The 24,784-nt window shown below is 70.0% G+C and carries 19 protein-coding genes and 1 pseudogene; 12 read left to right on the top strand and 8 right to left on the bottom strand.

Annotation, left to right across the window (positions count from 1 at the left end):
* The 7 genes and pseudogenes from H5J33_RS02100 to H5J33_RS02070 all read left to right on the top strand — a co-directional run.
* Positions 1 to 931 (top strand): annotated as a pseudogene (locus H5J33_RS02100) (ABC transporter family substrate-binding protein); the annotation flags it as partial.
* A 134-nt stretch (positions 932 to 1,065) separates the two neighbouring features.
* Positions 1,066 to 2,973: a translational GTPase TypA gene (gene typA, locus H5J33_RS02095; protein ID WP_181793066.1), complete on the top strand. Its 1,908-nt coding sequence runs from the start codon at positions 1,066 to 1,068 to the stop codon at positions 2,971 to 2,973.
* A 481-nt stretch (positions 2,974 to 3,454) separates the two neighbouring features.
* Positions 3,455 to 4,495 (top strand): ABC transporter permease, encoded by a 1,041-nt coding sequence (locus H5J33_RS02090; protein ID WP_181793065.1) that lies wholly within the window; start codon positions 3,455 to 3,457, stop codon positions 4,493 to 4,495.
* A gap of 104 nt (positions 4,496 to 4,599) precedes the next feature.
* On the top strand, positions 4,600 to 6,393 hold the full coding sequence (locus H5J33_RS02085; RefSeq protein WP_181793064.1) for an ABC transporter substrate-binding protein: 1,794 nt from the start codon (positions 4,600 to 4,602) through the stop codon (positions 6,391 to 6,393).
* Positions 6,394 to 6,495: 102 nt separating this feature from the next.
* Positions 6,496 to 7,473: an ABC transporter permease gene (locus tag H5J33_RS02080; protein WP_181793063.1), complete on the top strand. Its 978-nt coding sequence runs from the start codon at positions 6,496 to 6,498 to the stop codon at positions 7,471 to 7,473.
* A gap of 14 nt (positions 7,474 to 7,487) precedes the next feature.
* Entirely contained in the window at positions 7,488 to 8,567 is a 1,080-nt protein-coding gene (locus tag H5J33_RS02075; protein WP_181793062.1) for an ABC transporter ATP-binding protein, read from the top strand.
* Entirely contained in the window at positions 8,564 to 9,688 is a 1,125-nt protein-coding gene (locus tag H5J33_RS02070) for an ABC transporter ATP-binding protein (RefSeq protein WP_181793061.1), read from the top strand. Before H5J33_RS02075 ends, H5J33_RS02070 begins: the two co-directional genes overlap by 4 nt.
* Positions 9,689 to 9,729: 41 nt before the next feature.
* On the opposite strand, the gene H5J33_RS02065 is transcribed toward H5J33_RS02070, so the two are convergent.
* The 6 genes from H5J33_RS02065 to H5J33_RS02040 form a co-directional block, all read right to left on the bottom strand.
* A complete protein-coding gene (locus tag H5J33_RS02065) occupies positions 9,730 to 10,470 on the bottom strand; it encodes a trans-aconitate 2-methyltransferase (protein ID WP_181793060.1) in 741 nt (246 codons plus the stop codon).
* A gap of 233 nt (positions 10,471 to 10,703) precedes the next feature.
* On the bottom strand, positions 10,704 to 11,747 hold the full coding sequence (locus H5J33_RS02060; RefSeq protein ID WP_181793059.1) for an ABC transporter ATP-binding protein: 1,044 nt from the start codon (positions 11,745 to 11,747) through the stop codon (positions 10,704 to 10,706).
* 26 nt (positions 11,748 to 11,773) lie between these two features.
* Positions 11,774 to 12,799 (bottom strand): ABC transporter ATP-binding protein, encoded by a 1,026-nt coding sequence (locus H5J33_RS02055; protein ID WP_181793058.1) that lies wholly within the window; start codon positions 12,797 to 12,799, stop codon positions 11,774 to 11,776.
* A gap of 10 nt (positions 12,800 to 12,809) precedes the next feature.
* The gene (locus H5J33_RS02050; RefSeq protein WP_181793057.1) at positions 12,810 to 13,790 is read right to left on the bottom strand and encodes an ABC transporter permease; all 981 of its coding nucleotides are present in this window, start codon (positions 13,788 to 13,790) and stop codon (positions 12,810 to 12,812) included.
* 84 nt (positions 13,791 to 13,874) lie between these two features.
* Positions 13,875 to 15,656, bottom strand: a complete 1,782-nt coding sequence (locus tag H5J33_RS02045; RefSeq protein WP_181793056.1) for an ABC transporter substrate-binding protein — start codon at positions 15,654 to 15,656, stop codon at positions 13,875 to 13,877.
* 78 nt (positions 15,657 to 15,734) lie between these two features.
* Entirely contained in the window at positions 15,735 to 16,763 is a 1,029-nt protein-coding gene (locus H5J33_RS02040; protein ID WP_181793055.1) for an ABC transporter permease, read from the bottom strand.
* A 465-nt stretch (positions 16,764 to 17,228) separates the two neighbouring features.
* Between H5J33_RS02040 and H5J33_RS02035 the strand changes: the two genes are divergently transcribed.
* From H5J33_RS02035 to H5J33_RS02015, 5 genes are read left to right on the top strand one after another with little or no spacing between them, the layout of a single operon-like run.
* Entirely contained in the window at positions 17,229 to 18,854 is a 1,626-nt protein-coding gene (locus tag H5J33_RS02035) for an ABC transporter substrate-binding protein (RefSeq protein ID WP_181793054.1), read from the top strand.
* 3 nt (positions 18,855 to 18,857) lie between these two features.
* Complete coding sequence (locus H5J33_RS02030) at positions 18,858 to 19,778, top strand: ABC transporter permease (RefSeq protein ID WP_181793053.1); 921 nt, start codon at positions 18,858 to 18,860, stop codon at positions 19,776 to 19,778.
* Complete coding sequence (locus H5J33_RS02025; RefSeq protein WP_181793052.1) at positions 19,771 to 20,751, top strand: ABC transporter permease; 981 nt, start codon at positions 19,771 to 19,773, stop codon at positions 20,749 to 20,751. Before H5J33_RS02030 ends, H5J33_RS02025 begins: the two co-directional genes overlap by 8 nt.
* A 7-nt stretch (positions 20,752 to 20,758) precedes the next feature.
* Positions 20,759 to 21,733, top strand: a complete 975-nt coding sequence (locus tag H5J33_RS02020; RefSeq protein ID WP_181793051.1) for an ABC transporter ATP-binding protein — start codon at positions 20,759 to 20,761, stop codon at positions 21,731 to 21,733.
* Positions 21,726 to 22,772 carry a dipeptide/oligopeptide/nickel ABC transporter ATP-binding protein gene (locus tag H5J33_RS02015; protein ID WP_309485289.1) on the top strand — a complete coding sequence of 349 codons (1,047 nt, stop codon included), beginning with the start codon at positions 21,726 to 21,728 and terminating at the stop codon, positions 22,770 to 22,772. The genes H5J33_RS02020 and H5J33_RS02015 overlap by 8 nt, the downstream gene beginning before the upstream one ends.
* Here the strand turns inward: H5J33_RS02015 and H5J33_RS02010 are convergent.
* A complete protein-coding gene (locus H5J33_RS02010; protein WP_181793050.1) occupies positions 22,721 to 23,758 on the bottom strand; it encodes a lactonase family protein in 1,038 nt (345 codons plus the stop codon). The genes H5J33_RS02015 and H5J33_RS02010 overlap by 52 nt on opposite strands.
* Positions 23,759 to 23,874: 116 nt before the next feature.
* On the bottom strand, positions 23,875 to 24,784 hold a 910-nt coding region (locus tag H5J33_RS02005; protein WP_181793049.1), incomplete at its 5' end, for an FUSC family protein.

The following is a 24,784-nucleotide window of genomic DNA, read 5'->3' as shown; positions in this document are numbered from 1 at the left end:
CGTGCCCGTCGGCAGCCACCTGGCCCTGTCCGGGCAGGCCGCCTACGCCGACAACAGCGGCGCGCTCGGTGCCCAGGACGCCAAGGAGGCCCAGGCGCTGCTCGCCGACGCCGGCTGGGTGCGCGGCGGCCCGCTGAAGGAGCAGCGCAAGACCCAGAAGGCGGCGGGCTCCGAGCACCACGGCGAGGACGTCTCGGAGGGCGGCGAGGACGGCGCGTACATCGTCGGCGAGGACGACAAGGGCAACCGCCACGAGACCGCCGGCGACCAGCAGGCCCGGGAGGGCCGGCACGGCGGCGCCCCCGGTGCCTACGCCCCCAAGGGCACGGCCGCCCCGGCCGCCGCGCCGGCCGGGCCACTCGCCAAGGACGGCAAGCCGCTCGCGCTGCGCTTCGTACTGCCCTCCGGCCCCGGCTCGGACACCCTGAACTCGGTCGCCGAGCGGATCTCCGCCATGCTGGAGCAGGTCGGCATCCGCGCGACGATCACCAAGGTCTCCGACGAGAGCTACTTCAAGGACCACATCGCCGCCGGCGACTACGACCTCGCGCTGTACTCCTGGCCCGCCACCGCCTTCCCGGCGACCGACGCCCGGCCGATCTACGCCAAGCCGCTGCCGGCGGCGGACGGCTCGGTGAACGTCGAGCAGAACTACACCCGGGTCGGCACCGACCAGGTGGACCAGCTCTTCGACCAGGCCGGGACCACCCTGGACGAGGACGAGGCACGGGACCTGATCAAGAAGGCCGACTCCCGGATCTGGGCGGCGGCGGGCTCCATCCCGCTCTACCAGCGCCCGCAGCTGGTGGGGGCGCGCAAGAACGTCGTCAACGCGGGGGCCTTCGGGTTCCAGACGCCGGTCTACGAGGACATGGGCTTCCTGAAGAAGGGGGCGAAGGTCTCGCCGGCCCCGGGCAAGAGCAAGGGCTAGGACGGCCCGGGGAGGCCCCTTCGGCGGCGGCCACGTACCATGGGGTGAGGCCGTGGCGTGTCCAGCCCGGCAGGACCCGCGCGACACGGACGTACGCGCAGGGCAGACCGCACACTCCGGGAGTACGCCACAATATGGCCACGCGCCACGACATCCGCAACGTCGCCATCGTCGCCCACGTCGACCACGGCAAGACCACCATCGTCGACGGCATGCTGAAGCAGGCCGGTGCCTTCGCCGCCCATCAGCTCGACCAGGTCGACGACCGGGTGATGGACTCGAACGACCTGGAGCGTGAGAAGGGCATCACGATCCTCGCCAAGAACACGGCGGTCAAGTACCACCCGAAGGACGGCGGGGAACCGATCACCATCAACATCATCGACACCCCCGGCCACGCCGACTTCGGCGGCGAGGTCGAGCGTGGTCTGTCGATGGTCGACGGTGTCGTCCTGCTCGTCGACGCCTCCGAGGGCCCGCTGCCGCAGACCCGCTTCGTGCTGCGCAAGGCGCTCCAGCAGCGCCTGCCCGTCATCCTGTGCATCAACAAGACGGACCGCCCGGACTCCCGCATCGACGAGGTCGTCAACGAGACCTACGACCTCTTCCTCGACCTGGACGCGGACGAGGAGCAGATCGAGTTCCCGATCGTCTACGCCTGCGGCCGTGACGGCATCGCCTCGCTGACCAAGCCGGAGGACGGCACGGTCCCGGCCGACTCCACCAGCCTGGAGCCGTTCTTCTCCACGATCCTGGAGCACATCCCGGCCCCCACCTACGACGAGGACGCCCCGCTCCAGGCCCACGTCACCAACCTCGACGCCGACAACTTCCTCGGCCGCATCGCCCTGCTCCGCGTCGAGCAGGGCGAGCTGCGCAAGGGCCAGACCGTGGCCTGGATCAAGCGCGACGGCTCCGTGCAGAACGTGCGGATCTCCGAGCTGATGATGACCGAGGCGCTCACCCGCAAGCCCGCCGAGAAGGCCGGCCCGGGTGACATCTGCGCGGTCGCCGGCATCCCGGACATCATGATCGGCGAGACGCTGGCCGACCCGGAGAACCCGGTTCCGCTGCCGCTGATCACGGTGGACGAGCCGGCCATCTCCATGGTGATCGGCACCAACACCTCGCCGCTGGTCGGCCGGGGTGCCACCGGCAAGGGCGCCGACAACAAGGCGGCCGTCAAGGACCGCAAGGTCACCGCCCGCCAGGTCAAGGACCGCCTGGACCGCGAGCTGATCGGTAACGTCAGCCTCCGGGTGCTCGAGACCGAGCGTCCGGACGCCTGGGAGGTCCAGGGCCGTGGTGAGCTGGCGCTCGCCATCCTGGTCGAGACCATGCGCCGGGAGGGCTACGAGCTGACCGTCGGCAAGCCGCAGGTCGTCACCAAGGAGGTCGACGGCAAGGTCTACGAGCCGGTCGAGCGCATGACGATCGACGTGCCCGAGGAGCACATGGGCGCGGTCACCCAGCTCATGGGCGTCCGCAAGGGCCGCATGGACAACATGTCGAACCACGGCTCCGGCTGGGTCCGCATGGAGTTCGTGGTGCCGTCCCGTGGTCTGATCGGCTTCCGCACCGAGTTCCTGACCCAGACCCGCGGCACCGGCATCGCCCACTCCATCCACGAGGGCCACGAGCCCTGGTTCGGCACCCTGCAGACCCGGAACAACGGCTCCCTGGTCGCCGACCGCGCCGGTGCCGTCACCGCGTTCGCGATGACGAACCTCCAGGAGCGCGGCGTGCTCTTCGTGGAGCCGGGCACCGAGGTGTACGAGGGCATGATCGTCGGTGAGAACTCCCGCTCCGACGACATGGACGTCAACATCACCAAGGAGAAGAAGCTCACCAACATGCGGTCGTCGACGGCCGATGTGACCGAGTCGATCGTGCCGCCGCGCAAGCTGTCGCTGGAGCAGTCGCTGGAGTTCTGCCGCGACGACGAGTGCGTCGAGGTGACCCCGGAGGCCGTTCGCATCCGCAAGGTCGTGCTCGACCAGCGTGACCGCGCCCGCGCCGCGAGCCGCGCCAAGCACGGCTGATCCTCCCGGCCCCGGAGCCCGGGTGTCCCCGTCAGGGGACACCCGGGCTTTTTGCAACCCGTTTTCGGGGACCCCATGTCCGACATGCGGTGATCGGTGCCCGATAGCCATGTAACAAGTCCGTTTCGCGCCTTCTTCCAGCGAACAGTTTGTCCAGATTTTGGAAGGTCTACGCGCGAGCTGTGACTGAATTGAGATCTACGGGCGGTGGTCGGTAGTCGGGCCATGGCAGATAGTTAGCGGCGTAGCGCTCGGGTCAATGGGTCTCGCACTGTGGGGACAGTGCCCGACTCACGAGCACCAGGGGGTGTCTGACCCTCCGTCAGGGGTGTCGGAGGGAAGACGGAAACCCCCTCCCGTTGGTGAACACGTGAAGTCATGAGGAGGGAACCCCAGCCATCACGCGCGTCCGACCGTGGTCACGCGCGTCCTCGGAGTACCCGGGTATCTCTCACACTTATACCTGTGAAACGGACGAACCGTGACAAGTCCTATCGATACAGAGGGCGGCGGGGCGTCGGCCGTCGTCTCCGGCGCGTTACCGCCGGAGTCAGGGGGTCAGGCCGTCGAACTCGCGGGCCGGTCGCCCGGCCGGCTGATGTGGCTGCGCTTCAGGCGCGACCGCACGGGCGTGGTCTGTGCCGTGGTGGTGATCGCCTACTTCGTCGTCGCGCTGCTCGCGCCGCTGCTGGTGAAGCTGCCCGGCACCGACCCGTACACCCTCTACGGCCAGGATCCCGCCTACGCCGACCGGCCCGTGCTCGACGAATTCGGGCTTCCGCTCGGCTACTTGGGGGGCGTCTCGGGCGCGCACTGGTTCGGGGTCGAGCCGCAGTACGGCCGTGATCTCTTCGCCATGCTGCTGTACGGCATGCGCACCTCCCTGTACATGGCGCTCGGCATCACCGTCCTGCTCATGCTCACCGGGGTCGTGATCGGCCTGATCGGCGGGTACTTCGGCGGCCGCACGGACTACTGGATCGGCCGCGGCACCGACTTCTTCCTCTCCTTTCCGCAGCAGCTGTTCTTCATCGCGTTCATGCCCGTCGTGACGTCGTTCTTCGTGGACCCGCGCGAGGAGACGCCGACCTACTTCCGCGCCCTGGCGATGCTGATCGTGCTGTGGCTGCTGGGCTGGATGGGCATGGCCCGGCTGGTGCGCTCCACCGTACTCTCCCTGCGCGAAAGGGAGTTCGTGGAGGCGGCCAGGGTCTCGGGCGCCTCGCCGTGGCGGATCGTCCGCAAGGAGATCCTGCCCAACGTCGTCACCCCGATCCTGGTGCAGTTCACGTACCAGCTGCCCAACACGATCCTCAGCATCGCCTTCCTGTCCTTCGCCGGGGTCGGCTTCGTCGAGCCGACGCCCGACTGGGGACGCCTCTTCGCCGCCGGCGCCCGGTACGCCGAACAGGACCCGGCGTTCATGTTCTTCCCCGGGGTGGCGCTGGTGATCTTCGTCCTGTGCTTCAACCTCCTCGGGGACTCCGTACGGGACGCGTTCGACCCCAAGTCCGGGCGCTAGCACGTCCGTTGGGTGGGGGGTGGCTGCCGCCCCCGCCGGCCCGCGCGGCCGGCGCCCGGCAGATCTCACGGATAACAGACCCGACAGGTAGGTGGACAGCCCACATGATGTCTCAGCGTGCCCGCGCAGCGCGTGCCGTCGTGATCGCCCTCGCGGCCGGCTCCCTCGCTCTCACGGCCTGCTCGAAGAACGAGGGCGGCAAGTCCGGAAAGGACACCAAGGGGGACCAGAAGGAGGCGGCGGTCCAGTCCAAACCGGTCGCCTACGTCGACGCCGCGGGATCGACCGGACCTGCGAAGGAGGTGCCCGGCGCGAGGTCCGGCGGCACGATCACCGTCTACCAGGAATCGGGCCTGTCCCATCTGGACCCCGGCCAGATCTACGTCAACGACTCCGGCCAGGTCGCCAACCTGCTCTTCCGCCGCCTGACCCAGTTCCAGGAGGACGACAAGGGCAACGTCTCGGTCGTCGGCGACCTCGCCACCGACTCCGGCAAGCCCTCCGACGGCGGCAAGACCTGGACCTTCACCCTGAAGGACGGCATCAAGGACGAGAACGGCAACGCCCTCACCTCGGCCGACGTCCGGCACACCGTCGAGCGCCAGTACGCGAAGTTCATCTTCGACGGCCCCACCTATCTGCAGACCTGGCTGAGCGGCACCGACTACCGCAAGGCCCTGCCCGGCGGCGGCTTCGACGGCAAGCACCTGCCGGCCTCGGTGCTGGACACCCCCGACGACAAGACGGTGGTCTTCCACTTCGACCAGCCGCGCCCGGACCTGCCGCAGACGCTCGCCATGCACGGCTACGCCATCGTCCCCGCGAAGGGCGACACCAAGGAGCGGTACGAGAAGAAGCCGGTCGCCACCGGACCGTACAAGGTCGCGGAGAACAAGGCCGGCAAGACCCTGAAGCTGGTGCGCAACACCAACTGGGACCCGAAGACCGACTCCGTGCGCCACCAGTACGTCGATGGTTTCACCATCCAGTTCGGCGTCACCGAGTCCACCCAGACCAAGCGGCTGATCGCGGACGAGGGCAACAACAGGAACGCCATCCAGCTCACCGGCGGTGTCGACGCCACCCAGATCCAGGACGTCATCAAGAACCCGGAGGTCAACAAGCGCACCGTCAGGGGCTACCAGCCCTACGTCATGGCGCTGACCTTCAACCTCGACCGGGTCAAGGACAAGAAGGTCCGCGAGGCCGTCACCTACGCGGTCAACTCCAAGTCCCTCATCGCCGGCGAGGGCGGCGCGTACGGCGGTGAGGTCGCGCCGAACCTCTTCGCGCCGACGCTGCCCGGGTTCGAGCCCTCCTACGACCCCTACGGCCGGCTGAAGACCCCGCAGGGCAACCCCGCCAAGGCCAAGGAGATCCTGAAGGACGTCCCGGCCGCCGAGAAGAAGCTCGTCCTCGCCTACGCGAACAGCGAGCAGGGCCAGCTGCGCAAGGTCGCCCTCGAGGACGCGCTGAGCAAGGCCGGCTTCGACGTCGTGGCCAAGGAGATCGACGCGGCCAGCTACTACGAGCAGCTCGGCAAGATCGACAACCCCTACGACATCTACATCACCGGCTGGGGCCAGGACTGGCCGTCCCCGGGCACGGTCGTCACCCCGATCTACGACGGCTCGCAGGTCTTCGACGGCTCCTCCAACTACTCGCACGTGAAGGACCCGAAGGTCGACGCCCTCATCAAGAAGGCGCTGACCCAGCAGCCGGCCGAGGCCGCCAAGACCTGGAGGGAAGCCCACCACTACGTGCTGGAGAACGTCCTCCCGGCGGCCCCCCTGTGGTACGCGAAGCAGTTCCAGCTCTCCGGCTCCAACGTGGGTGGCGCCCGCTACGGCACGGTGTCCAGCCTCATCGACATCAACCGGCTGTACCTGAAGTCGTGACGCCCGGCCGGGGAGGCGGGGCGCGCCGCGCGGCGGGCGCCCCGCCTCCCCGGCCCCCGCCCACCGTCTCCCACCGACTCCGCAGAGAGCAGCCAGCCCGCCATGGTCCAGTTCATCCTCCGGCGCACGGTCGGCGCCTTCGTCACGCTGTTCCTCATCGGGGCGGCGACGTTCTTCCTCTTCGTGGCCGCACCCTCCGACTACGCCTCCCTGGCCTGCGGCAAGGACTGCTCGCCCCAGCGGCTGGCGGACATCAGGGAGGCGCTGGGGCTCGACCTGCCCCTGGCCCAGCAGTTCTGGGACTTCATGTCCGGCATCGTGACGGGCCGCGACTTCCCGACCGGTCACTGCTCGGCGCCCTGCCTGGGCGTGTCGTTCTACTCCGGGGACATGGTCTGGAGCACCATCATGGACCGGTTCCCGCTGACCCTCACCCTCACCGCCGGCGGCGCCGTCGTCTTCCTCATCGTCGGGATCGGCGCCGGCATGATCGCCGCCTACCGGCGCGGCACCCTGGTGGACAAGGTCGCCACCGGCACCTCCATGGTGCTCAGCTCCTTCCAGATCTACTTCCTCGGCCCGGTCGTGCTGACGATCCTCGTCTACAGCACCGGCTGGATGGAGGACCCCAAGTACGTGCCCCTCACCCGGGACCCGGTCGGCTGGTTCGTCGGGATGTCGATCCCGGTCTGCGTGCTGGCCACGATCTTCACCGCGCAGTACACCCGTATGGCCCGCTCGTCGATGATCGAGCAGCTCGCCGAGGACCATGTGCGCACCGCCCGCGCCAAGGGCATGTCCCGCAGATACGTCTTCCTGCGCTACGCCTGGCGCGGCTCGCTCATCCCCATCGTCACCATCCTCGGCATCGACGTCAGCTCCATGCTCGGCGGCGCCGTCGTCACCGAACTGACCTTCTCCCTCCAGGGCATCGGCCGGCTCGCCGTGGACGGAGCGGTCAACAAGGACCTGCCGCTGACGATGGGCGTGATGCTGTTCGGCGCCTTCTTCATCCTGGTCATCAACATCCTCACCGACATCACCTACGCGTGGATCGACCCCCGCATCCGGCTCTCCTAGGAAGACCAGCCATCGTGACCACAGTGACCAAGGCCGAGGGCGCGCCGGCCCCGACCGGGCCGGGCGGATTCCTCTCGGTGCGCGATCTCCAGGTGACGTTCTCCACCGAGGACGGACCGGTCCGGGCCGTCGACGGGCTGTCCTTCGGCGTCGACCGCGGCCGGACCCTCGGCATCGTGGGCGAGTCCGGCTCGGGCAAGTCGGTCACCAACCTGACCATCCTCGGGCTGCACGACCCGTTGTTCACGACCGTCGAGGGGGAGATCGTCCTGGACGGCAAGGAGCTGATCACCGCCACCGAGAAGGAGCTGGAGCGGCTCCGCGGCAACCGGGTGGCGATGATCTTCCAGGACCCGCTCACCGCGCTGTCGCCCTTCTACACCATCGGCCGGCAGATCGCCGAGCCGTACATGAAGCACACCGGCGCCTCCAAGAAGGCCGCCTGGGAACGCGCCGTGGAGATGCTCGGCAAGGTCGGCATCCCGAACCCGGCGGAGCGCGCCCGGGACTATCCGCACCAGTTCTCCGGCGGTATGCGCCAGCGCGCGATGATCGCCATGGCGCTGGTGTGCGACCCGGACCTCCTGATCGCCGACGAGCCGACCACCGCGCTGGACGTGACCGTGCAGGCCCAGATCCTGGACCTGCTGAAGGACCTCCAGCGGGAGTTCGGCACGGCGATCGTCTTCATCACCCACGACCTCGGGGTCATCGCCGACATGGCCGACGACATCATGGTCATGTACGCCGGGCGGGCGGTGGAGCGCGGCACGGTCGACGAGGTGCTCCGCTCGCCGCGGCACCCGTACACCTGGGGGCTGCTGAACTCCATGCCCCGGCTGGACTCCGACCTCGCCACCCCGCTGACCCCCATTCCCGGGACCCCGCCGAGCCTGCTCACCCCGCCGTCCGGCTGCCGCTTCCACCCCCGGTGCGCCTTCCGGGACCGGGTCGGCGGCGACCGCTGCGTCACCGAGAGCCCCGCGCTCGCACCGGGCCGCTCCTCGGCGTGCCACCTCGGCGCCGGGCAGAAGCGCACCATCTTCGCCGAAGAGATCAGGCCCCGACTGGGCTGGGGAGGACAACCGTCATGAAAGAGGACCTGGTCCTCCCCGCCGCCCGCGAGACCGCTGCCGGCGCGCCGGCGGAACCCCTGCTGGAGGTCTCCGGGCTGGTCAAGCACTTCCCCGTCAAGGGCGGCTTCCCCGTCAAGCGGACCGTCGGTGCCGTCCAGGCCGTCGACGGGCTGGACCTGACCGTGCACGCGGGGGAGAGCTTCGGCCTGGTCGGCGAGTCCGGCTGCGGCAAGTCGACCACCGGCCGGCTGATCACCCGCCTGCTGGAACCGACCGGCGGGACGATCACCTACCGCGGCCGGGACATCAGCCACGCCACGCGCAGACAGCTCGCCCCCATCCGCTCCGAGATCCAGATGATCTTCCAGGACCCGTACTCGTCGCTGAACCCGCGGCAGACGGTCGGCAAGATCATCTCTGGGCCGATGGAGATCAACGGCATCGACCCGGAGGGCGGCCGGGAGAAGCGGGTCCGGGAACTGCTGGAGATCGTCGGCCTGAACCCGGAGCACTACAACCGGTTCCCGCACGAGTTCTCCGGCGGCCAGCGCCAGCGCATCGGCGTGGCCCGCGCCCTCGCCCTGGAACCGAAGCTGATCGTCGCCGACGAACCGGTCTCCGCCCTGGACGTCTCCATCCAGGCCCAGGTCGTCAACCTGCTCCAGAAGGTGCAGAAGGAACTCGGCATCGCGTTCGTGTTCATCGCCCACGACCTCGCGATCGTCCGGCACTTCTCCCAGCGCGTCGCCGTCATGTACCTCGGCAAGATCATCGAGATGGGGGACCGCGACTCCATCTACACCCGTCCGCGCCACCCCTACACCCACGCCCTGCTCTCCGCCGTCCCCGAGGTGACCCTGACCGGGGAGGGCGAGGCGCCCAGGCGCGAGCGCATCCGGCTGGCCGGCGACGTGCCGTCCCCCATCTCCCCGCCCTCCGGCTGCCGCTTCCGCACCCGCTGCTGGAAGGCGCAGGACCGGTGCGCGACCGAGGAGCCCCCGCTGGTCCGGCTCTCCGGCAACCGGGACGGCCACCTCACGGCCTGCCACTTCCCGGAGGACCCGAGCACCGGCGCCCGGGCCGAGGACATCGTGCTGGACCCGGCTCTGACGGCGCTGGAGGAGGAACAGGGGGAGTGAGCGCGAGTCGCACCAGCGTTCCGCCGGGCCCGTCCGCCGGTTCAGGCCCGGCGGGCCACCGTGATGATTTCCGGGGCCGTGGGGGCGAGCGGGGCCCGGTCCCAGTCGCCGTGGCGCGCGCTCACCGTCAGGTCCGCCTCGGCGAGGAAGTCGTCCAGCGCCGCGGTGTCCAGGAAGCGCAGGACACTGTGCACGGAGCGCGGGGCCGGCCAGTGCGGGCCGGCGTAGGTCTCGGTGAAGCGCACCCGGCCCCGCTCCGGGCCGGTGCCGAGCGTCTCGTGCCAGACCCGCACCGGGGCACCGTCGGGAGCGGTGATCTCGTGCACCCGGTCCGGGGTCCAGCGCTCCCAGGCGCGGGCACCGGGGTTGCGGGTGTCGAACACGAACCGCCCGCCGTCCCGGAGGGCCGTGCGGACGGCTCGCAGACAGACCCGGATCTCCTCGTCCGTCACCAGCTCCTGGAAGGCGTGCCCGGTCATCACGACGAGGTCGAACTCCGCCCGCCAGTGCCGGACCCGCACATCGCCGAGCACCCACTCGACGTCGGGCCGGGCGCGGCGGGCCTGGACGAGCATGGCCGCGGCCGGGTCGAGCCCCACCAGCCGCCCGGAGTGGCCCTCGGCGCGGGCCCGGCGCAGCAACTGCCCGGTGCCGCAGCCGATGTCGAGCACGGAGCCCGCCGCCCGCAGCAGTCCGAGGTAGAAGTCGTCACCCGGGCCCCAGGGGTTGAGGCGGTCGTAGAGCGCGGCGAGCGAGGGATCGGCGAAGGCTTGGTCCACCACCGCGGCAGTGTGACACACGGCCCCGGACGACGGCCCGGGAACGGCGCACTTGTTTGAAGTCCTTTGGAATACAAGGGAGTTGTTGTCCAACGGTGCGAACCGGCGGACACGAAGGAGGGCCCGTGCCTGGGCAGGCACGGGCCCTCGTCCCCTGGAGCGGACGTTCATGGGCTCGGGTCAATGGGCCGGTGAAAGTCCGTTCCGCGAGGGGGCGGCTGACGGAAAGGGGTGTGTCAGGCCGCCGCCTCGGGGTCCTTGGAAAGGCGCGGGGCGGGCACGGTGTCCGAGGCCTCCGGGTAGTGGCAGGCCGTGAGGTGGCCGTCCCGGTTGCCCTCGACCCGCACCAGCGGCGGCGCCTCCGACGCGCACTTCTCGGTCGCCTTCCAGCAGCGGGTGCGGAAGCGGCAGCCGGAGGGCGGGTTGATCGGCGACGGCACGTCACCGGTCAGCCGGATGCGCTCGCGCGGCTCCTCCTCCACCGTCGCCTCGGGCACGGCGGAGAGCAGGGCCCGCGTGTAGGGGTGGCGCGGGTTGCCGTACAGGTCGTCGCGGTCGGCGATCTCCACGATCTTGCCGAGGTACATGACGGCGACGCGCTGGGAGAAGTGCCGGACGATCGCGAGGTCGTGGGCGATGAACACGAACGCGATGCCGAGTTCCTTCTGCACCTTCTGGAGCAGGTTGACGACCTGGGCCTGGATGGAGACGTCCAGGGCGGAGACCGGTTCGTCGGCGACGATCAGCTTCGGTTCCAGGGCGAGGGCGCGGGCCACGCCGATGCGCTGGCGCTGGCCGCCGGAGAACTCGTGCGGGAACCGGTTGTAGTGCTCCGGGTTCAGGCCGACGATCTCCAGCAGTTCCCGGACCCGCTTCTCCCGGCCGCCCTCCGGGTCGATGCCGTTGATCTCCATCGGCCCGGAGATGATCTTGCCGACCGTCTGCCGCGGGTTCAGCGAGGCGTACGGGTCCTGGAAGATCATCTGGATCTCGGAGCGGATCGGCGCCAGGTCCCGGCGGCCGGCGTGCGTGATGTCCTGGCCCCGGTAGGTGATCTTGCCGCCGGTCGGTTCCAGCAGGCGGGTGATCAGCCGGCCGGTGGTCGACTTGCCGCAGCCGGACTCGCCGACCAGGCCCAGGCTCTCGCCCGCGGCGACCTGGAAGTCCAGCCCGTCGACGGCCTGGACGGCACCGACGGTCCGCTTGATGGGGAAGCCGCCCTTGATCGGGAAGTGCTTGGTGAGCCCGGAGACGTCCAGGAGGGGGGTGGTGCTGCTCATGGTGGTGAAGTCCCGTCTGAAGACCGTCAGTGGGTGCGGGCCGCGGCGTAGTCGGAGAACAACTCGCGCTTCTGCTCCGGCGTCAGATGGCAGGCGGCGGCCCGCCCGTCCACGAACTCCAGCGCGGGCCGCTCACTGGAGCACCGCCCGCCGGCCACCTGGTCGGCGAACGCGCACCGGGGGTGGAAGCGGCAGCCGGACGGCGGGTTGAGCAGGGAGGGCGGCGAGCCGGGGATCGGCGACAGCGGTACGTCGACCGGCCCGTCCAGGCTCGGCATGGAACCGAGCAGCCCCAGCGTGTACGGGTGCTGCGGGGTCTGGAGCACTTCCTTCTTCGTGCCGCGCTCCACGCACCGGCCGCCGTACATCACCAGCACGTCGTCCGCGATGTCCGCGATGACGCCCAGGTCGTGGGTGATGAAGATGATCGCGGTGCCGAACTCCTGCTGGAGGTCCTTCAGCAGGTCCATGATCTGCGCCTGGACCGTCACGTCGAGGGCCGTGGTCGGCTCGTCGGCGATCAGCAGCTCGGGGTCGCACACCAGCGCCATGGCGATCATCGCGCGCTGGCGCATACCGCCGGAGAACTGGTGCGGGTAGTCGTCCACCCGGACGTCGGGCTGCGGGATGCCGACCCGGCGGAGCATCTCGACCGCACGCTCCCGGGCCTGCTTCTTGGAGCAGCCGGTGTGCTTGCGGTACGTCTCGCCGATCTGCGCACCGATGGTGTGGTACGGCGACAGCGAGGCCAGCGCGTCCTGGAAGATCATCGACATCTTGTTGCCGCGGAGCTGCTCCAGCTCCTTCTCGGTGGCGGTGACCAGCTCCTTGCCGTCGAGCAGGATCTCGCCGTCGAGGGCGGTGTTGCGCGGGTCGTGCAGGCCCAGGATCGCCATGTTGGTGACGGACTTGCCGGAGCCGGACTCGCCGACGATGCCGAGGGTCTTGCCCTTCTCCAGGTCGAAGGAGAGCCCGTCGACGGCCTTGACGACACCGTCCTCGGTGGAGAAGTGCACCTTGAGGTCGCGGACGGAGAGGAAGGGGGTGCTCATGGGTCTCTCCTTAGGCGAGGCGCACGCGCGGGTCGATCAGGGCGTACACGGTGTCCACGATGATGTTGAAGATGACGATCGCGCCGGCGGCGACCACGACGACACCCAGCAGCATCGGCAGATCGTTGTTCTGCACCGCCTTCACCGAGAGCATGCCGAGGCCCTGGAGGCTGAAGGTCGACTCGGTGATGATGGCGCCGCCGAGCAGCACACCGAGGTCGAGGCCGAAGATGGTGATGATCGGGCCCATGGCACCGCGCCAGGCGAACCGGAAGAACACCGTGCGGCGGGACAGGCCCTTGGCGCGCGCGGTGCGCACGTAGTCCTGGGTGAGCGACTCGACCATCTGCGAACGCGTCATACGGGTGTAGTTCGCGGTGAAGATCAGCGACAGCACCAGCCACGGCACCAGCAGGCCGGAGAACCACTTGCCGGGATTGTCGGTGAACGGCGTGTAGTTCGCCCGGTCCAGCAGGTGCAGTTGGTCGACCAGGAGGTAGGTGGCGAACACGCCGACCACGTAGATCTGCATCGAGGAGGCGATCAGCGAGGCCGAGCTGGCGATCTTGTCCAGCGCCTTGCCCTGCTTGACGGCGGCCAGCATGCCGGTGCCGACACCGAAGATCAGGAAGACCACGGCGGCGCCGAGGGACAGCGAGATGGTGGTCGGGAAGCGGTCCAGGATGGTGTCCAGCACCGGCTCGCGGCTCTGGAAGGAGAATCCCAGGCACGGCGCGTCACAGTGCCCGAACGAGGAGTAGTCCCGCCCCACGAACAGGCCCTTGAGCCATTCCCAGTACTGCACGGGGAGCGGGTCGTTGATCGCCAGGTTCTTCTTCACCAGCTCCAGGGTCTCTGGGGTGCAGACCTTGCCGCAGGCGATGCGGGCGGGGTCACGCGGGGCGGCGTAGAACAGGACGAACACCAAAGCGCTGATGATCAGCAGGATCACCGCAGCGCCGAGGATCCGGCGGATGAGGAAGCGGAACATGGCAGTTGGGATTTCCTGACGGATGCCGTAGGGGGTGAAGGGGCGGGGCGGCCACCCGGGCCGCCCCGCCTAGGGGGCCGTACGTCAGGCCTTGACGAAGGTCTTGTACAGCAGCGTGGCGGAGAAGTTCGGGTCGAACTGGGCGCCGCCGACCTTGTTTCCGTAGACGTAGAAGCGACGCTGGTACGTCTCGGGGATGAGCGGGGCGACCTCCTCCATGATCCGCTTGTCGAGCGCGGCCCAGGCCTTGCCGGCCTCCTGCTGGTCAGGGATGACGGCGTTCTTCCTGATGCCCTCGTTGATCCAGTCGACGTTGGTCTGCGAGACGTTGTTCTTGCCGTTGCCGATGGCCTCGCCGTCGAGCAGCGGCTGGATCATGGTGAAGGCGGTCGGCCAGTCCGGGGACCAGCCGCCCCACATCACGTCGTAGCTGTTGTCGATCTGCTGGACCTGGTCGTAGTACGCCGTGGACTCGAGCGGCTTGATGACCGGGGTGAAGCCGGCTGCCTTCAGGGCGTTCTCGATGACGACCTTGGTCTTGTTGTAGGTCGGGTCCTGCGGGAAGGCGTAGACGATCTTCTGACCGAGCTTGCCGGCCTCCTTCAGCAGCTTCTTCGCGGCCTCCGGGTCGCCCTGCGGCTTCTTGAGCTTGCCGTACACATCGGTCTTCTGGTAGCCGATGATGTCGGGGCTGAGGACGGAGGTGGCGAAGTCGCCGGCCGACGGGCCGCCGTAGATCTGCCGGATCTGCTGGAGCGGCCAGGCGTGGATGAGGGCCTGGCGGACCTTCAGGTCCGTGACGCGCTTGGTGTTGATCCAGTAGAAGTAGGTGCCGGTGAGCAGGCCGTTGAAGGTGCGCTTCTTCAGGTCCGGGTCGGTGAGGACCTTCTGGATGCGCTCGGCCGGGACGCCCTTGTAGATCGAGACGGCGTAGGCGTCGTTGCCCTGGGAGGCGATGAGGCGGTCGACACTGTCCAGCGTCTCGACGCCGAAGTGGAACTCGAAGCTGTCCGGGTAGGCGTTGCGGATCGGGTCGGTGTTCGGGTCCCAGTGCTTGTTGCGGACCAGCACCATCGACTTGTCGGTGGTGTGCGCCTTGACCATGTACGGGCCGGAGGCGACCGGCTTCTTGTCGTACTTCTCCTTGGTGTCCAGCTTCGCCGGCACCGCGGCGTAGGAGTGCATCGCCAGCGTGAAGTTGAAGTCCGGCTTGGCCTCGGCCAGCTTGAAGGTGATCGTCCGCTTCGCCTTGTCGGTGACGATCGAGTCGAGGTGCTTCCCCTTGTACGGGCCCTCGTAGGCGTCACGCCACTTGCCGGACTTGCCGGTCAGCGCCCGCTGGACGTAGTCGGCGCCCTCGGTGACGAACGGCGCCCAGGAGCGCTCGATGCCGTGGCGGACGTCCTCGACGGTCAGCTCGCTGCCGTCCTCCCACTTCAGACCCTCCTTCAGCGTGAAGGTCCAGGTCTTGTTGTCGGCGGAGGGGGTGCCGGTGTCGGTGGCCAGGTCGCCGACCAGCTTCTGCCGGCCCTGCGCGTCGATCTTGTAGCCGGTCAGGCAGCGGTGCAGCACGTTCGCGACGGTGGAGTTGTACGCGTAGTAGATGCGCTGCGGGTCCAGGTGCGAGAAGTCGTCCGGGGCCAGGCCGTAGATCGTCCCGCCCTTCTTCGCGCCGGGGACCTCCGGGGCGGGGCCGGTGGAGTCGGCCTTGGTGCCGACGGTGGCCTGGGCGCCGGTGTACTTCGTGGCGCCGGCGCTCGGGGTGCCGCCGCCGCCCCCGTCACCGCTGCTGCACGCGGACAGCACCGTCGAGCCCGCGGCCGCGACGGAGGTGGCGATCAGGAAGTTTCTGCGGGAAAAGGACATGGCTGGCCTGTTCTGCTGGAGGAACGAAGTGGTGCTGGGACCCCGGCCGGGCCCCGTCGCCGTGGCCGGGGATGGAGCTCAGCGCTTGGTCTTGGGGTCCAGGGCGTCGCGGACCGAGTCACCGAGGAGGTTGAAGGCGACCACGAAGATCACCATCGACAGGCCCGGGAAGAGCATGAAGGTGATGTCGTCCTGGTACACCTTGGCGCCGTTCTGGATCATCACGCCCCAGTCGGGGGTGGGGTCCGACAGACCGACGCCGAGGAAGGCGAGGCCTGCCTCCGCCGTGACGTACGCGGGCAGCAGGAGTGTTGCCTGGATGAGGATCGGCGTCCACAGGTTCGGCAGCAGTTCCTTGAAGATGATGCGCGCCGGGGACGCGCCGGTCACCTTGGCCGCCTCCACGAACTCCCGCTCGCGCAGGGCGAGCACCTCGCCGCGCAGCAGTCGGGCGATGGAGGCCCAGCCGAAGGCCGTCATCACGAGGATGAGGCTGGTGACGGTCAGCCAGACCGGGGTGTTCTCCTCCGGCGAGACGAAGATCGCCAGCACCACGGGCCAGAAGGCGATGAAGAAGAGGGTCTGCGGGAACGCCAGCAGGATGTCGATCACCCGGCCGACGAAGTAGTCCGTCTTGCCGCCGAGGTAACCGGCGGTGATGCCGACGACGACGCCGAGCAGGGTCGTCAGCAGGGCGGCCACGGCCGCGATCAGCAGCGAGTTGCGGATGCCGTAGAGCAGGAAGGTGAAGACGTCCCGCCCGAGCTGCGGCTCGATGCCGAACCAGAAGTCGGAGCTGATGCCGCCGTTGGGCTTGACCGGGTAGTTGAACTCGTTCAGCAGGCCCGGGATGTTCATGCCGTAGGTGGTGTACGGGTCCTTGCCGTACAGCTTGGCTATGAGCGGGGCGAGGATGCCGACGACGAAGAAGAGGATCACCACGAAGGCGGATATGACGCCCGTCCGGTCCCGCTTGAAGCGGATCCAGGCCAGCCGTCCCGGAGAGCGGCTGTCGCCGCCCTTGGGGGTGCCGGGCTTCGCCGATGCGGCGCTGTCTTCGTCGGTCACCTCGAGCGGGGTGGCCGGGGAAGGGGTTGCGGGGGTCATGATGCTCCGTGCCTTGTGGGTCAAGGCTCCGCAGGGCGCTCCCCTACGGGCTACGCCGGACTTTTTCAACGCAATTCATTCAAGGTCAATAAATTCTCGGCCGCCTTGGTTTTCTCTTTACCTTCTTTACTCTTCCTTGATCGTTCCGTAGCTACGCGGGTAGCACGCCGTAATCAATCCGTGCTTCACATCGGACCAACCACGCGAAACGGGCAAGGAGTTCGATATGCGGACGGTGGAGTGTCGACATGCGTACATCACCCCGTCCCAATCCAACGTTTCGGCATCGTTACGCGAAGATCTATTGCGCTGGATGGTCAAGATCATCAATGGCCGCGCGCCGGGTGCCTGCAATCGGATGACGCGTCCCCCTAAAGGCCGTCTTTTCGGGCGGTACGGGGCAGCCGCGCGCGGTATGTGTCCCTCGACCCGTACTCGTTTTCCGGCTCATCGAGGAGGCACGCCATGCGGTGCGGCAGGCACGCCCGACGGGCCGCCGGCGCGGCGCTGGCCCTGGCGCTCGCCGCCACGGGCTGCGCGGGCGCGGGCGCCGGCGGCAACGGCGGCGCGGTGCTCAGCTCCTCCTGGACCGACCCGCAGAACCCGCTCGAGCCGGCCAACACCAACGAGGTGCAGGGCGGCAAGGTCCTCGACATGATCTTCCGGGGCCTGAAGCGGTACGACCCGAAAACGGGCAAGGCCCGCAACTGGCTGGCCCGCTCCATCGAGACCCGCGACTCGCGCACCTTCACCGTCCGCCTCAAAGACGGCTGGTTCTTCTCCAACGGAGAGAAGGTGACCGCCCGCTCCTTCGTCGACGCCTGGAACTACGGGGCGAGCCTGCGCAACAACCAGAAGAACGCCTACTTCTTCGGCTACATCGACGGCTACGACGAGGTCCACCCCGAAAGCGGCCGGCAGCGCGCCGGCACCCTGAGCGGACTGAGGGTGGTGGACGACCACACCTTCACCGTCCGGCTCAACCAGAAGTTCTCCGGCTTCCCCGACACCCTCGGCTACGCGGCCTTCGCCCCGCTGCCCCGCGCCTTCTTCACCGACCACGCGGCCTGGGTGCGCAAGCCGGTCGGCAACGGGCCGTACACCATCGAGTCCTATACAAAGGGCGCGCAGATGTACCTGAAGAAGTGGGACGGCTACCCCGGCCCGGACAAGGCGCGCAACGACGGCGTGACCCTGCTCGTCTACACCGACAGCAACACCGCCTACACCGACCTGCTGGCCGGCAACCTCGACCTCGCCGACGACATCCCCGCCGCCCAGCTGAAGAACGTGAAGGGCGACCTGGGCGACCGCTACCTCAACACCCCCGCGGGCATCATCCAGACCCTCGCCTTCCCCTATTACGACAAGGCCTGGAACACACCCGGCGCGGAGAAGGTCCGCACCGGGCTGTCGATGGCGATCAACCGCCGGCAGATCACCGACACGATCTTCCGCGGCACCCGCACCCCGGCCACCGACTGGACCTCCCCGGTGCTCGGCGCGGCCGGCGGCTACAAGAAGGGCCTGTGCGGCAGGGCGTGCGACTACGACCCCGGCCGGGCGCGCCGGCTGATCGAGGAGGGCGGCGGCATCCCCGGCGGCCGGCTCACCGTCACCTACAACGCGGACTCCGGCTCGCACCGGCAGTGGGTCGACGCGGTGTGCAACTCCATCAACAACGCGCTCGGCGACGACCGGGCCTGCGTCGGCAACCCCGTCGGCACCTTCGCCGACTTCCGCAACCAGCTCGGCGGGCACCGGATGACCGGCCCGTTCCGGGCGGGCTGGCAGATGGACTACCCGCTCATCCAGAACTTCCTCCAGCCCCTCTACTACACCGGCGCCTCCTCCAACGACGGCACCTGGTCCAACGGGGAATTCGACCGGCTGGTCGACATGGCCAACGCCGAGACCGACCCCGCCCGGTCCGTCGCCCTCTTCCAGCGGGCCGAGCAGGTCGTCAGGGACCACATGGCGGCGATCCCGCTGTGGTACCAGAACGGCAACGCCGGCTACTCCGAGCGGCTGTCCCACGTGGCGCTCAACCCCTTCAGCGTGCCCGTCTACAACGAGATCAGGGTCGGCTGAGCCATGGGACGCCACATCCTGCGCCGGCTGCTCCAGATGATCCCGGTGTTCGTCGGGGCCACGCTGCTGATCTTCCTGATGGTCAACGTGATGGGCGATCCCGTGGCAGGCCTGTGCGGCGAACGGGCCTGCGACCCGGCGACCGCCGCCCAGCTCAGACGGGAGTTCGGCCTCGACCAGCCGGTGTGGCGGCAGTACCTCGCCTACATGGGGAAGGTGTTCACCGGCGATTTCGGCACGGCGTTCAACGGACAGCCCGTCACCGAGCTGATGGCGACGGCGTTCCCGGTCACCGTCCGGCTGACCGTCGTCGCCGTCCTCTTCGAGGTCGTCGTCGGCGTCACCCTGGGCGTGGTGACCGGGCTCAGGCGCGGCCGGCCGGTGGACACCGCGGTGCTGCTGGCCACCCTGGTGGTCATCTCCGTGCCGACCTTCGTCACCGGCCTGCTGCTGCAACTGCTGCTCGGCATCAAGTGGCAGTGGATCAGACCCTCGGTGCGCGCCGGCGGTTTCGACGAGCTGATCGTGCCCGGGCTGGTCCTCGCCTCCGTCTCGCTCGCCTACGTCACCCGGCTGACCCGCACCTCCCTCGCCGAGAACCGGCGCTCCGACCACGTCCGCACCGCCGTCGCCAAAGGCCTGCCCCGCCGCCGGGTCGTCACCCGGCACCTGCTGCGCAACTCGCTCATCCCCGTGGTCACCTTCATCGGCACCGACATCGGCGCGCTGATGGGCGGCGCCATCGTCACCGAGCGGATCTTCAACATCCACGGCGTCGGCTTCCAGCTCTACCAGGGCATCCTGCGCCAGAACAGCCAGACCGTCGTCGGCTTCGTGACCGTGCTGGTCCTCGTCTTCCTGGTGGCCAACCTGCTCGTCGACCTGCTGTACGCCGTACTCGATCCGAGGATCCGCCATGCCTGAACAGCCCTACGAGCCCGAAGGCGCGATCGCCGGCACCGGCATGGGCGGCGCGATGGACCTCGGCGCGAGCGAGGCCGTCACGCTGGAGGGGACACCGGGCGGCGCACCGGGGCCGGCCCCGTCCGGCCGCCCCCGCTCCCTGTGGTCCGACGCCTGGCGGGACCTGCGCCGCAACCCCGTCTTCCTGCTGTCGGCCCTGGTCATCTGCTTCCTGGTGCTGATCTCCCTGTGGCCCTCGCTGATCGCCCCCGGCTCGCCCCTGAGCTGCGACCTGGCCAGATCCCAGGACGGCCCGGCCCCGGGCGCCCCCTTCGGCTACGACGGCCAGGGCTGCAACGTCTACACCCGCACCGTCCACGGCGCCCGGACCTCCGTCACGGTCGGCCTGTGCGCCACGCTCGGGGTGGCGCTGCTCGGCTCGGTGCTCGGCGGGCTCGCGGGCTACTTCGGCGGCCTGTGGGACGCGCTGCTGTCCCGGCTCACCGACATCTTCTTCGCCATCCCGGTCGTCCTCGGCGGCCTGGTCCTGCTCTCGATGATCGCCTCCACCACGGTCTGGCCGGTCGTCGGCTTCATGGTGCTGCTGGGGTGGCCGCAGATCTCCCGGATCGCGCGCGGCTCGGTCATCACCGTCAAGCAGAACGACTACGTCCAGGCCGCCCGCGCCCTCGGCGCCTCCCACACCCGCATCCTGCTCAGGCACATCGCCCCCAACGCGGTGGCGCCCGTCATCGTCGTCGCCACCATCGCGCTCGGCACCTACATCGCCCTGGAGGCGACCCTGTCCTACCTCGGCGTCGGCCTCAGACCGCCCAGCGTCTCCTGGGGCATCGACATCTCCGCAGCCTCCCCCTTCGTCCGCAACGCCCCGCACGCCCTGCTGTGGCCCTCGGGCGCCCTGGCCGTGACGGTGCTGGCCTTCATCATGCTCGGCGACGCGGTCCGCGACGCCCTCGACCCGAAGCTGAGGTGACGGCGCCGTGCTGCTCGAAGTGCGGGACCTGTGCGTGGAGTTCCGGACCCGGGACGGCGTCGCCCGGGCCGTCGACGGGGTCGGCTACGCGGTGGACGAGGGCGAGACCCTGGCCGTGCTCGGCGAGTCCGGCTCCGGCAAGTCCGTCACCGCGCAGGCCGTGATGGGCATCCTGGACACCCCGCCCGGCCGGATCACCGGCGGGCGCGTCCTGTTCCAGGGCCGGGACCTGCTCACCCTCAAGGAGAAGGAGCGGCGCCGGATCCGGGGCGCCGCGATGGCGATGATCTTCCAGGACGCGCTGTCGGCCCTCAACCCGGTGCTCACCGTGGGGGACCAGCTCGGGGAGATGTTCGTCGTGCACCGGGGGATGTCCCGCAAGGACGCCCGGGCCCGGGCGGTGGAGCTGATGGAGCGGGTGCGCATCCCGGCGGCGGCCCAGCGGGTGCGGGACTACCCGCACCAGTTCTCCGGCGGCATGCGCCAGCGCATCATGATCGCCATGGCGCTGGCCCTGCGGCCGGCCCTCGTCATCGCCGACGAGCCCACCACCGCCCTGGACGTCACGGTGCAGGCCCAGGTCATGGACCTGCTGGCTCAGCTGCGGCGCGAGTACCGCATGGGGCTGATCCTGATCACCCACGACCTGGGCGTGGTCGCGGACGTCGCCGACCGGATCGCGGTGATGTACGCCGGGAGGATCGTCGAGTCCGCGCCCGTGCGCGACCTCTACCGGGCCCCGGCCCACCCCTATACCCGCGGGCTGCTGGACTCGGTGCCCCGCCTGGACCGCAAGGGCCGCGAGCTGTACGCCATCAAGGGCCTGCCGCCGAACCCGGCGCGTATCCCGCCCGGCTGCTCCTTCCACCCGCGCTGCCCGATGGCCCAGGACGTGTGCCGCACCGAGGAGCCCCCGCTGTACGAGGTGCCCGGCGGCCGGGGCAGCGCCTGCCACTTCTGGAGGGAGTGCCTGCGTGGCTGAGCCGATCCTGGAGGTGACCGGGCTGGTCAAGCACTACCCCCTCACCCGGGGCGTGCTGCTGCGCAAGCAGGTCGGCGCGGTGAAGGCGGTCGACGGCGTCGACTTCACGCTCGGCCGGGGCGAGACCCTGGGCCTGGTCGGCGAGTCGGGCTGCGGCAAGTCGACGGTGGCCCGGCTGCTGTGCCGTCTGGAGCGCCCGACGGCCGGCACCATCCGGTTCAAGGGCGAGGACGTCACCGCCCTGTCCGGCCGTGCGCTGAAGGCCGTGCGCCGCTCCGTCCAGATGGTCTTCCAGGACCCCTACACCTCGCTCAACCCCCGGATGACGGTCGGGGACATCGTCGGGGAGCCGTACGAGATCCACCCCGAGACGGCCCCCAAGGGCGACCGGCGCCGAAGGGTGCGGGAGCTGCTGGACGTGGTCGGCCTGGACCCGGACTACGCGGGCCGCTACCCCCACCAGTTCTCCGGCGGCCAGCGCCAGCGCATCGGCATCGCCCGGGCGCTGGCACTGCGCCCGGAGATCGTGGTCGCCGACGAGCCGGTGTCCGCCCTGGACGTCTCGGTGCAGGCGCAGGTGGTCAACCTGATGGCCCGGCTCCAGGCGGAGTTCGGCCTCTCCTACGTCTTCATCGCGCACGACCTGTCGGTGGTGCGGCACATCTCGGACCGGGTCGGGGTGATGTACCTGGGCCGGATCGTGGAGAGCGGCCCGGAGCTGCTCGCCGCGGCGAGGAGGCGGGCTGCGCGACGGCCGAGGCGCTGGGCGCGTACCCGGCGGTCGGCAAGCTCGCGCTCGCCAAGTACACGACGGCGCTGGGCATCGCCCCGCAGCAGCCCCAGGGCGTTCCGGTCCGCTGATCCGCCGGACGCCGGCGCCACCTGGGCTCAGGGCTCGCGTACGACACGGGGCCCGCTCCTTCCCGGAGCGGGCCCGTCGCCGTTCCCGGGCGGCGCGGAGCCTCACGGCGGTACGCTCCCGTCCCCTCAGCCGAAGACGACGCAGGAGGCCGCGGCGACCCGCACCGAGCCGTCGTAGCGGGGGACGCCCGTCGTCGGGTCCACGGCGAACCAGGAGACGTCGCCGGAGCGCTCGTTGGCCGCGTAGAGGAAGCCGTCGTGTTCGGCCAGCGCGCGCGGCCAGTGCCCGCCGCAGGGCACCGTACCGGTCAGCCGGAGCCCGTCCGCCTCGACGGCGAGGACCGAGAGGACGTCCTCGCCGCGGGTCGCGGTCCACACGAAGCGGCCGTCGGGCGAGACGGCGATCCCCGACGGGTAGGCGTCGCCGGCCGGCGCGTCGCGCAGCACGGGGACCTCGGTCAGGGGCTTCAGCGTGCCACGCCCGGCGTCCCAGCGGCACACCGTGACCGTGGGGGTCAGTTCGTTGACCACGTAGGCGTGGCCGCCGTCCGGGTGGAAGGCGAGGTGGCGCGGGCCGGAGCCGGGGCGCAGGGCGAACTCGCGGTGCACGGCGGGGCTGCCGTCCACCAGGGTGCACACCCGGACCGAGTCCGTGCCGAGGTCGACGCTGACGGCCCACCGGCCGCTGGGGTCGGGCTGCACCTGGTGGGCGTGCGGGCCGCGCTGGCGCCGGTCGTGCGGTCCGGAGCCGGTGTGCTGGAGCCGTCCGGAGGGCGCGCCGGCGAGCGTGCCGTCCGGGCGCAGGGGTACGGCGGTGACGCTGCCGCAGCCGTAGTTGGCGGTCAGTACGTGCCCGGCGTACAGGCCGAGGTGAGTGGGTCCGCTGCCGCCCACCGGCACCGGGGCGCCGACGGGTTCCGGCCGGTCACCGGTGACACGGTAGGCGGCGACGGCGCCCTCGGCGGTCTCGCTGACCGCGTACAGGGTGTGCCCGTCCGGTGCGAGGGCGAGGTAGGAGGGGTCGGGGACGTCCTTGACGGCGGACAGCAGGGTGAGGGCCCCGCCGCCCGGCGCGACCTCGGCGGTCACCAGTCCGGGGCCGCCCGCCGCCGTGAACGATCCGATGAACGCCCGGCGCCTGCCCGCCCTGCCGTCCCCTGCCACCGCTGTCCCCTCTCGGTCGAGCCCGTCGAGCCGGTCCGGGGCCGACGGTAGCAGCCCGCGCAGTGCGGTCTAGACCAAGGGGCGGTGGCGGGGCGGTTCGTGCCGTCCCGGGACGCTCAGGCCCCGACCAGCCGGGTCCGGGACGGCGTGCGCAGCGGCTCGGCGAGGTCGGCGAGGGCGCGTTCCAGGCCGTGCAGATGGGCGAGGGCGGGTTCGGCGGGCGGGTCGGCGGGGTGCGCGACGGGTTCGGCGCGGCCGTCGGTGAGGGCCTCGACAGCCGCTTCGACCCGCCAGCAGGCGGCGGCGAGACGGGCGTCGTGGGAGGCCTCGGGATCGGCCGCGACGGCGACCAGGCCGCGCACCTCGCGGGCGCAGTCGTCGAGCAGCGCCAGGACCCGGCGGGCCCGCGCCTTGCGGGCCGGCATCGGGTTCAGCGGGTGCACCAGCGGCGCCACCGACAGCCGTACCCGGCCGAGCAGCTGCTCCAGTTCGGCGACGCGCGGGGCGGGGTCGGCCGTGGCGGAGCCGGCCAGCCGGGCCGCGGCCTCGGCGGTGCAGGCGTGCACGCAGCGCAGGGCCCGCTGGATCCAGGCGTCGGTGGTGGCGTGCGTGGTGACCGGGAGCACGAACAGGACGGCGAGCGCGGCACCGAGCGCGCCGACCCCGGTCTCGGCGAGCCGCAGCGCGAGCAGTCCGGGACTGAGGACACCGAGCAGGCCGTAGAGGGAGGTGGCGAGCAGGGTCACCCAGAGCATCATCCAGGTGTAGGAGACGGCGGCGGTGTAGAAGATGCCGAAGACGCAGACGGCGACGAGGACGGCCGTCGGGACGGGCGCACCGTGCACGGGGACGGCGACGAGGAGGCCCAGGCCGATGCCGAGGACCGTGCCGAGGACCCTGCGGAAGCCGCGCACCAGGGTCTCGCCGCGCGAGGCGGTGTTGACGAAGATCCACCAGGTGGCGCCGACGGCCCAGTACCAGCGCTGTCCCGACACCAGCTGCCCCGCCACGAGCGCGAAGCCGGCC

It is taken from the genome of Streptomyces sp. WELS2, from assembly GCF_013870595.1.
GTDB lineage: Bacteria > Actinomycetota > Actinomycetes > Streptomycetales > Streptomycetaceae > Streptomyces.
Note: the sequence above shows the minus strand (reverse complement) of the source record. Positions and strands in the feature narration are given on the sequence as shown.